3 protein-coding genes and 1 tRNA gene are annotated in these 6,836 nt (G+C 73.5%); 3 read left to right on the top strand and 1 reads right to left on the bottom strand.

Features of this window, described 5'->3' with window-relative positions:
• The 3 genes from J0670_RS25735 to J0670_RS25725 form a co-directional block, all read left to right on the top strand.
• Positions 1–2,661, top strand: a 2,661-nt coding sequence (locus tag J0670_RS25735) for an SDR family NAD(P)-dependent oxidoreductase (protein ID WP_207814048.1), incomplete at its 5' end; no start/stop codon positions are given.
• The gene (locus J0670_RS25730; RefSeq protein ID WP_207814047.1) at positions 2,658–4,808 is read left to right on the top strand and encodes an asparagine synthetase B family protein; all 2,151 of its coding nucleotides are present in this window, start codon (positions 2,658–2,660) and stop codon (positions 4,806–4,808) included. The genes J0670_RS25735 and J0670_RS25730, both read left to right, overlap by 4 nt.
• A 118-nt stretch (positions 4,809–4,926) precedes the next feature.
• The gene (locus tag J0670_RS25725; protein ID WP_207814046.1) at positions 4,927–6,570 is read left to right on the top strand and encodes a glutamate--tRNA ligase; all 1,644 of its coding nucleotides are present in this window, start codon (positions 4,927–4,929) and stop codon (positions 6,568–6,570) included.
• 60 nt (positions 6,571–6,630) lie between these two features.
• On the opposite strand, the gene J0670_RS25720 is transcribed toward J0670_RS25725, so the two are convergent.
• Positions 6,631–6,707, bottom strand: a tRNA-Met gene (locus J0670_RS25720).
• Positions 6,708–6,836 lie beyond the last annotated feature (129 nt).

Below are 6,836 nucleotides of genomic sequence, written 5' to 3'. Positions count from 1 at the left end.
GGGGTGAGCAGCTTCGGCGTCGGCGGCACCAACGCCCACGTCGTCCTGGAGGAGCCCCCGCCGTCGGGCACCGCTCCCGGACGGCGCCCAACAACGCTCCGGGACGCGGGCTACCGGCCCCGCCGGATTTGGCCCGAGCCCGCCACCGGCACCGGCACCACCGACAGCGTCGGCACAACCGAGCCCGCCGGGGCGCAGCTGGAGTTCCGGCGGAGCAGCTGGGCCCAGTGGCCCGGGCACCCCGGCGCCGAGGCCCCCCGCTGGGCGCGCGTCGTCCTGATGGCCGAGCAAGACCACACGGGCCGAAGGCTGTTCGACCTGCTGTCCGCGGCGGTCCCCGAGGGCACCCCGGTGGTGTGGGCGCCGGACAGCCTCGCCGAGGCGCCGCAGGGCAGGGCGTTGGTGGTGTGCGGGTACGCGCTCGGCGCCGGCTCCCAGCCCGCGCGGCGTGCCTACGACGCCCTGGCGGCGTTGGCCGCCAGCACCGCAGGCTGGCCCGCGGCCTGCGGCGTGGACGTCGTGGCGCTCACCCGGCGCGCGCACCCGGTGCTCGGCACCGAGGGCGGCGACCCCCGGGCGGCCACGCTCACGGGCCTGGCCCGGGCGCTGTCGATGGACGTGCCCGCGCTCCGTGTTCGCACCCTCGACCTGGAGGGCACTCAGCCCTGGGCGCTGGCCGAAGCGGTGCGCCGCAGCGTGGACTGGGCCGCCGAGCCCGTGCTCGCTCTGCGCGGCCGACGCTGGTGGAGCCCCACCTACACGCCGATGCCCGAGCCCGAGCCCGAGCCCGGCACGGGCGGCGGCGTGTCGGTCGTCGTGGGTGTCGGGCAGATCGGCACGGCCGCCGCCCGTCTCCTGGCCGCCACCGGCGGCACGCTGGTGCTCGCGGCCCGGCCCGGCCCCGGCCTGCGCAACGCCCACCGCCTGGCCGACGACCTCGCCGCTCAGCCGGCCCGCATCGTCGTGCGGGAGTGCGACGCCGCCGACCCGCGTGCCCTCACGGCCCTCATCGCGCACGTCACCCGTGACCTGGGCCGGATCGAGCGGATCGTCATGGCTGCCGGAATCTCCGGCGAGGCCGCCTACCAGGACAGCACCCATCTGCCGCAGTGGGCAGACGAGCAGCACTTCGTCCTCAAGATCGACACCGCCGCGACGCTGCGCGCCGCGGCCGCCAGCCACCATGTGCGGCGCGTCGTGCTGATGTCCTCCCTCGCCGGGGTGCTCGGCGCGATCGGCCTGCCGGCCTACAGCGCGGCCTCGGCGGCAACCGACAGCCACGCCCTGCACGCCGAGCACGCCCATACCAGCTGGCTGAGCATCGGTTGGGACGCCTGGCAGCACCACGACACCGCCGCCTCGGCCCACGAACAGCGCATGGTGCAGGGCGGCCTCACCCCGCAGGAAGCCGAACAGGCCCTCTCCCGTCTGATCCTGTCCGGCCAGACCGGCCACGTCCTCGTCGTCAAGGGCGCGCGCTTCCCCGACCGCTACGAGCGGTACGTGCGCGCCCCGCTGGACACCGTCCACTCCCCCGAGCCGCCGGTGCCGGCCGACAGGCCGCAGGCCGACCTGCTCTCGACCCTGCTGGACGCGTGGCGCAGCTGCCTGGCCGACCCCGAACTGGGCCCGGACGACGACCTCGCCGCGCGCGGCGCCGACTCCCTCACCGCGATCGACGTCCTCGCCCGGGTCGGCGCCCAGCTCCACCGCGCTCTGCCCACCGAGCTGTACTTCGCCGCTTCCTCGGTACGGGACCTTGCCGCCGCGATCGACGCGACCACGACCACCGGCCAGCCGCCGCACGTCACTGCGGTCCGGCGCTGGGGCCAGGGCGGCCGGTCGACGCTGTGGTGCATGCATCCGATCAGCGGATCTGCCGACGCCTTCGCCGCCCTGGCCGCCCAACTCGGCGACAGCCACCAAGTCTTCGCTCTGTCTGGCCCGCCCCTGTCCGACGTCACCGGCCAGACCTCGATCGAGGACCTGGCACGCCACCATCACGAGCAGCTCACCGCCAGCGCGCCGCGCCCCGACATCGTCCTCGGCTTCTCCTTCGGCGCTCACCTGGCCCTGGCCGTCGCACAACACGTGCACGGCACCACCGGGCACGCCCCCACCGTGGTCGTCCTCGACATGCCCGCGCCCGCAGGCCCCGGCCCCCGCAGCATCACCCAAGTCCCCGCTGCCGAGATCGTGGCCGCCATCACCAGCCACCGGGCCCGCGAAGCCGGTCAGCGCCTCCTCGTGGACCCGTACAGCCTGCGTCACGATCCTCCCGAGCAGGCCATGGCCGACCTGCTGGACGACCTTCGCGCCCAGCAGGTCGTGCCCGAGTCCTTCACCGCCGAACTCGCCGCCCGCCTCGCCGCCGGCTACCGCCACCGCCTTGCCGCCGCCGAGTGCTACCGGCCCCGCCCCTACCCGGGCCGCATCGTGGTGGTGCGCGCCGCCGAGGCCGAGTACGACGAGTCGCTGCTCGCGGGTGTCCTGCCCGCTCCTGGTGACGACCCGTCCTGGGGCTGGGCCGCCCTCGCGCAGCACGGCCACGCCGTCCACATCCTCGACGCCCACCACACGACGCTCCTCCAGCATCCGAGCGTGACCGAGATCGCCGGCATCGTCCACCAGACCGCACGTCCGGAAGGACCATCGACATGACGCTCCGAGCCGTCTGGGCGCCCACCGGCGCCGCCACCGCCGCCCGTACGGCCGGCTGGGCGGACCTGCTCTCCGCCGACCAGGCCGACGACGCCCCGTTGCTCCTCAACGCTGCCCTCGCCGCCCGCCACCACGACGGCCCGACCGTCGCCTACTGGTCCGACCCCGCCTGGCAGGCCGCCCTCGACACCACCCCGACCGTTCTCACGGCCACCGCCCGCGAGCTGCGCATCGAGTTGCCCCCGGTCTGGCGCGCGGAACTTCACTTCGCCTGGGACGGCGCCAGCCTGCTGATCTCCTCCGACCTGCGCACGCTCGCCTGGGCCGTCGGCGCCCGCACGCCCGACCCGGACGGCGCCGCCGCGTTCCTCAGCGGCGACCGCTGGACCCGCGGTCTCCTTCCTTCTCTCTACCGGGGCGTCCTCACCCTGCAACCCGGCCACACGGCCGTGATCCGTCCCGACAGGACGATCCGCGCCGAGGCGACCTGGGCCCCGCACCGCGACCCCGCCTTCGCTTCGCAGCCGCTGGAGGTCAGCACCGTCCAGCTGCGCGACCGTCTCGACGACCTCGCCGACCGCATCCTCACCCGGCACCGCCGTGTCGCCTGCCTGTTCAGTGGCGGCCTGGACTCCACCCTCGTCGCAGCCGCCCTGCTGCGCCGCGCGCCCGAGCGCGTGGTCCTGCTCAACGTCGGCAGCGACCTCGGAACGCCGGCCGAGGAGCGGTTGCGGGAGCGGTTCCTGCGCCAGTACGGGGCCATGAGCGAGCCGGTCGACCTGCCTGCCAAACCCGGCCTGGTCGCCGCCCTGCGCGACGTCAACGCCATGACCGCCATGCCCACCGGGTCGCCCTTCGCGGCCGCTTTCGAGGAGATCGTCGCCGTCGCCCACACCGACTTCGACTGCGACGCGATCGCCACCGGCGACGGCGGCGACGAGGTCTTCGCCGAACGCGACGAACTCCTGGTCGACCTGCTCGCCCGTCACCCGCAGGCCCTGCCTGCGGCCCTCGGCCACCACGCGCTGCGCAGCCAGCAACGGGGCCTGGAGGCCTTGAAACGCGCTCACCGCACCCTGCGCTACCTGCGCGGACACGCCCCGGCGCCCGGCCACACGGCCGACGTCCTCGACACACTGCTCGGTGACGCGCTCGCCGAGCACGTCGTCTCCGCCCGGGCCCGCGCCCTGCATGCGGACCGCGAGCGGTGGCTCGAGGGCTGGACGTGGTCCGCGCTGGGCTCGGTGCGCCGAGCGGCGTCCGTGCCGGAGTGGGAGCCCGCCAGCACGCAGGCGCCCGGCATGGCCGTCCTCAGCCCCCTGGTGGACTCCCAGCTCATCGCCCCCGCCCTCGCGCTGCGTCGCACGGCCCTCCAGCCCTCGGTCGCCGGCTTCCAGCCGAAGTGGCTGCTGCGGCAGGCGGCCCTGGCCTGGCTGGACCCGCGCATCGCGCTCCACCCGAAGATCGGCAGCGCCGACGGGACGATCCTTCAGGCCGTGCGCACCGACGAGCACGGCGACCTGCTCGATCTGCTCAGCTCCACCACCGCGCAGCACATCGGCCTGCGCCTGCCGCCCGAGGCCGAACGCCCCGACCACCCGCTGTGGCACGGCGAGGAGTGGATTCGTCCCGCCGCCCTGACCGCGTGGCTCGACCAGCCCGCGCCCTGCCCTCACCAGCCTTCCGTCACCCTGAGCAGCCCGCCGGTCCCGCCCGCCATGGAGCGCCCGCCGCTGCCCGCCGCGCGGCACCGGCGCCGCGCCGCCCGCTGGAACGTCGTCGTGCTGGCAGCGCTCAACATCGCCCACCAGCTGCGCCCCGGCAGGTCGATTCCGCCTGCCCGGGCGACCGCCGCCGATCCGGACCTCGGCGAGACGCTCACCGACCTGGCCCGCCGGGCCTGCGCGGTCCCGCTCGTCAGCGGCGCCTCCCAGCCCATGAGCCAGGCGGTCGCCCACTTCCTGCAGCTGCGCGGGCGCTGTGCGACAGCGGTGTACGGCGTGCAGGAGGGACGCCCCGGGCCCCGGTACTGGGTGGAGACCTCCACGGCCCACGTGGACGTCCACGGCGCGGAAACGCCCCTCACCCCGGCCCCTGATGTGACTGTCACTCATATGTCGAACTCCCGTCCGGCAACACGACGTTAGGGCAGACCGGGCCGCTCGCTCGCGTACCATGCGGGCCAGCGGCCCGGCCCGTCGGCACCGACCGAAGCGCGACCCGGCCGCCGTCACGGCGAGAACACACCGCACCCGGAGGACCCCCGTGCTCAACCCCAGCGAGATCGACGCGCTCTTCGACCCGGACCTGCCCGAGCCGTCCTTCTGGGAGCAGCAGTACCCCGCCCGCCAGCTGTCTGTCGGCGCGGAGGTCACCCGGTTCTGCCCCAGCCCCACCGGCCACGCGCACATCGGTGGCATCCACGTCGCCGCGATCGACGCGGCCATCGCCCGTCAGAGCGGCGGCGTGTACTTCGTGCGCATCGAGGACACCGACCAGGCTCGCGAGGTCGAAGGGGCCGTCGAGCGTTTCGACCGCGCTTTCCGCCACTTCGGCGTCGCCTCGGACGAGACCGACGCCACCGGCCTCTACGGGCCCTACACCCAGTCCCGGCGCGCCCGCATCTACCAGACCTACGTCCGCGAGCTGATGCGTCAGGGCCGGGCCTACCCGTGCTTCGCCACGAAGGACGAGCTGGAGGCGCTGCGCGCCGACCAGCTCGCCAAGAAGGTGCCCAGTGGCTACTACGGCCAGTGGGCTCCGTGGCGTGATGCCGACGATGACGCGGTCCGCGAACGGCTCGCCGCCGGTGTCCCGTACGTCGTGCGGTTCCGCTCCCCGGGCACCGGCGAACGCACCACCTTTCACGACCGCATCCGCGGCACCATCGAGATGGACGACAACCGCGCCGACACCGTCATCCTCAAGGCATCCAACACCGAGCCGCGACTTCCCACCTACCACCTCGCCCACGCCGTGGACGACCACCTGATGGGCGTCACCATCGTGATCCGCGGCGACGAATGGCTCTCCTCCGTCCCCGTCCACCACCAGCTCTTCGACGCCCTCGGCTTCCCCCGCATCCCCTACGCCCACATCGGGCCCCTGATGAAGCAGGAGGGCAAGACGCGCCGCAAGCTCTCCAAGCGCAAGGACCCCGAGGCGGACGTTGAGTACTACGCTCAGGCCGGCTACCCGACAGAGGCCGTCCTGTACTACCTTCGCGGCCTGGCCAACGGCCGGCTCGCCGAGATGCCTTTGAACCAGGCCTTGCGCGAGCCCCTTCGTCTGGAGGAGTGCGGGGTGACAGGCGCGCTGGTCGACCTCGCGAAGCTGGAGGACATCTGCGCCGACCACGTCGCTGCCCTGCCCGGCCCCGCCATCCTGGAGCGCGTCAAGGAGTGGGCCAAGACCTACGACCTGCCGCTCACCGGGGTATTGGAGGCGGAGGAGGACCTGGCGCTGCGGGCCCTCTCGGTGGAGCGCGACGGATTCGACAACCCGCGCAAGGACCTCCGCAAGTGGGCCGACTTCCGCACCCACTACGGCTTCTTCTTCCAGCAGCTCTTCGCCACCGTCACCGATCCCGCCGACCCGCGGTTCGGCGGTCTGGCTCCGGACGTGGTCCAGGACCTCAGCCGGCGCCTGCTCGACCGCTACCAGTCCCTCGAGGGCGGTGACGCCTGGTTCGACCAGATCCGCGCCGTCGCCGCCGAGCTGAACTTCGCTGTCAGCGCCAGGACTTACAGGCAGAACCCCGGCCTGTACACGGGCTCCATCAAGGAGGCCTCGCAGGTCATCCGCGTACTGCTCACCGGATCGACCCGCAGCCCCGCCCTGCACCTGGTGGCGACGACGCTCGGAGAGGCCGAGGTACGGCGGCGGCTGAACGCCGTGCGGACGGCCTGACCACAGGCTGGGACGTCGAAGGGGCGGACACACATCGCGTGTCCGCCCCTTCGACGTACGTGGTAGCGGGGACAGGATTTGAACCTGCGACCTCTGGGTTATGAGCCCAGCGAGCTACCGAGCTGCTCCACCCCGCGTCGGCAACTCCGACTGTACGGCACCGGCCAGTGATCACAAACTCAGTTCCCTGACGACCACAGCTGGCTGGTTCGGTGGGCGAGCTGCCCAGTGAGGGCTGGGGAGGGCTGCGGGATCTCGCCGAAGTC

The sequence above is a fragment of the Streptomyces sp. FH025 genome (assembly GCF_017427025.1).
GTDB lineage: Bacteria > Actinomycetota > Actinomycetes > Streptomycetales > Streptomycetaceae > Kitasatospora.
The sequence above is the reverse complement of the archived record's forward strand: the minus strand, read 5'-3'. Positions and strand labels throughout refer to the sequence as shown.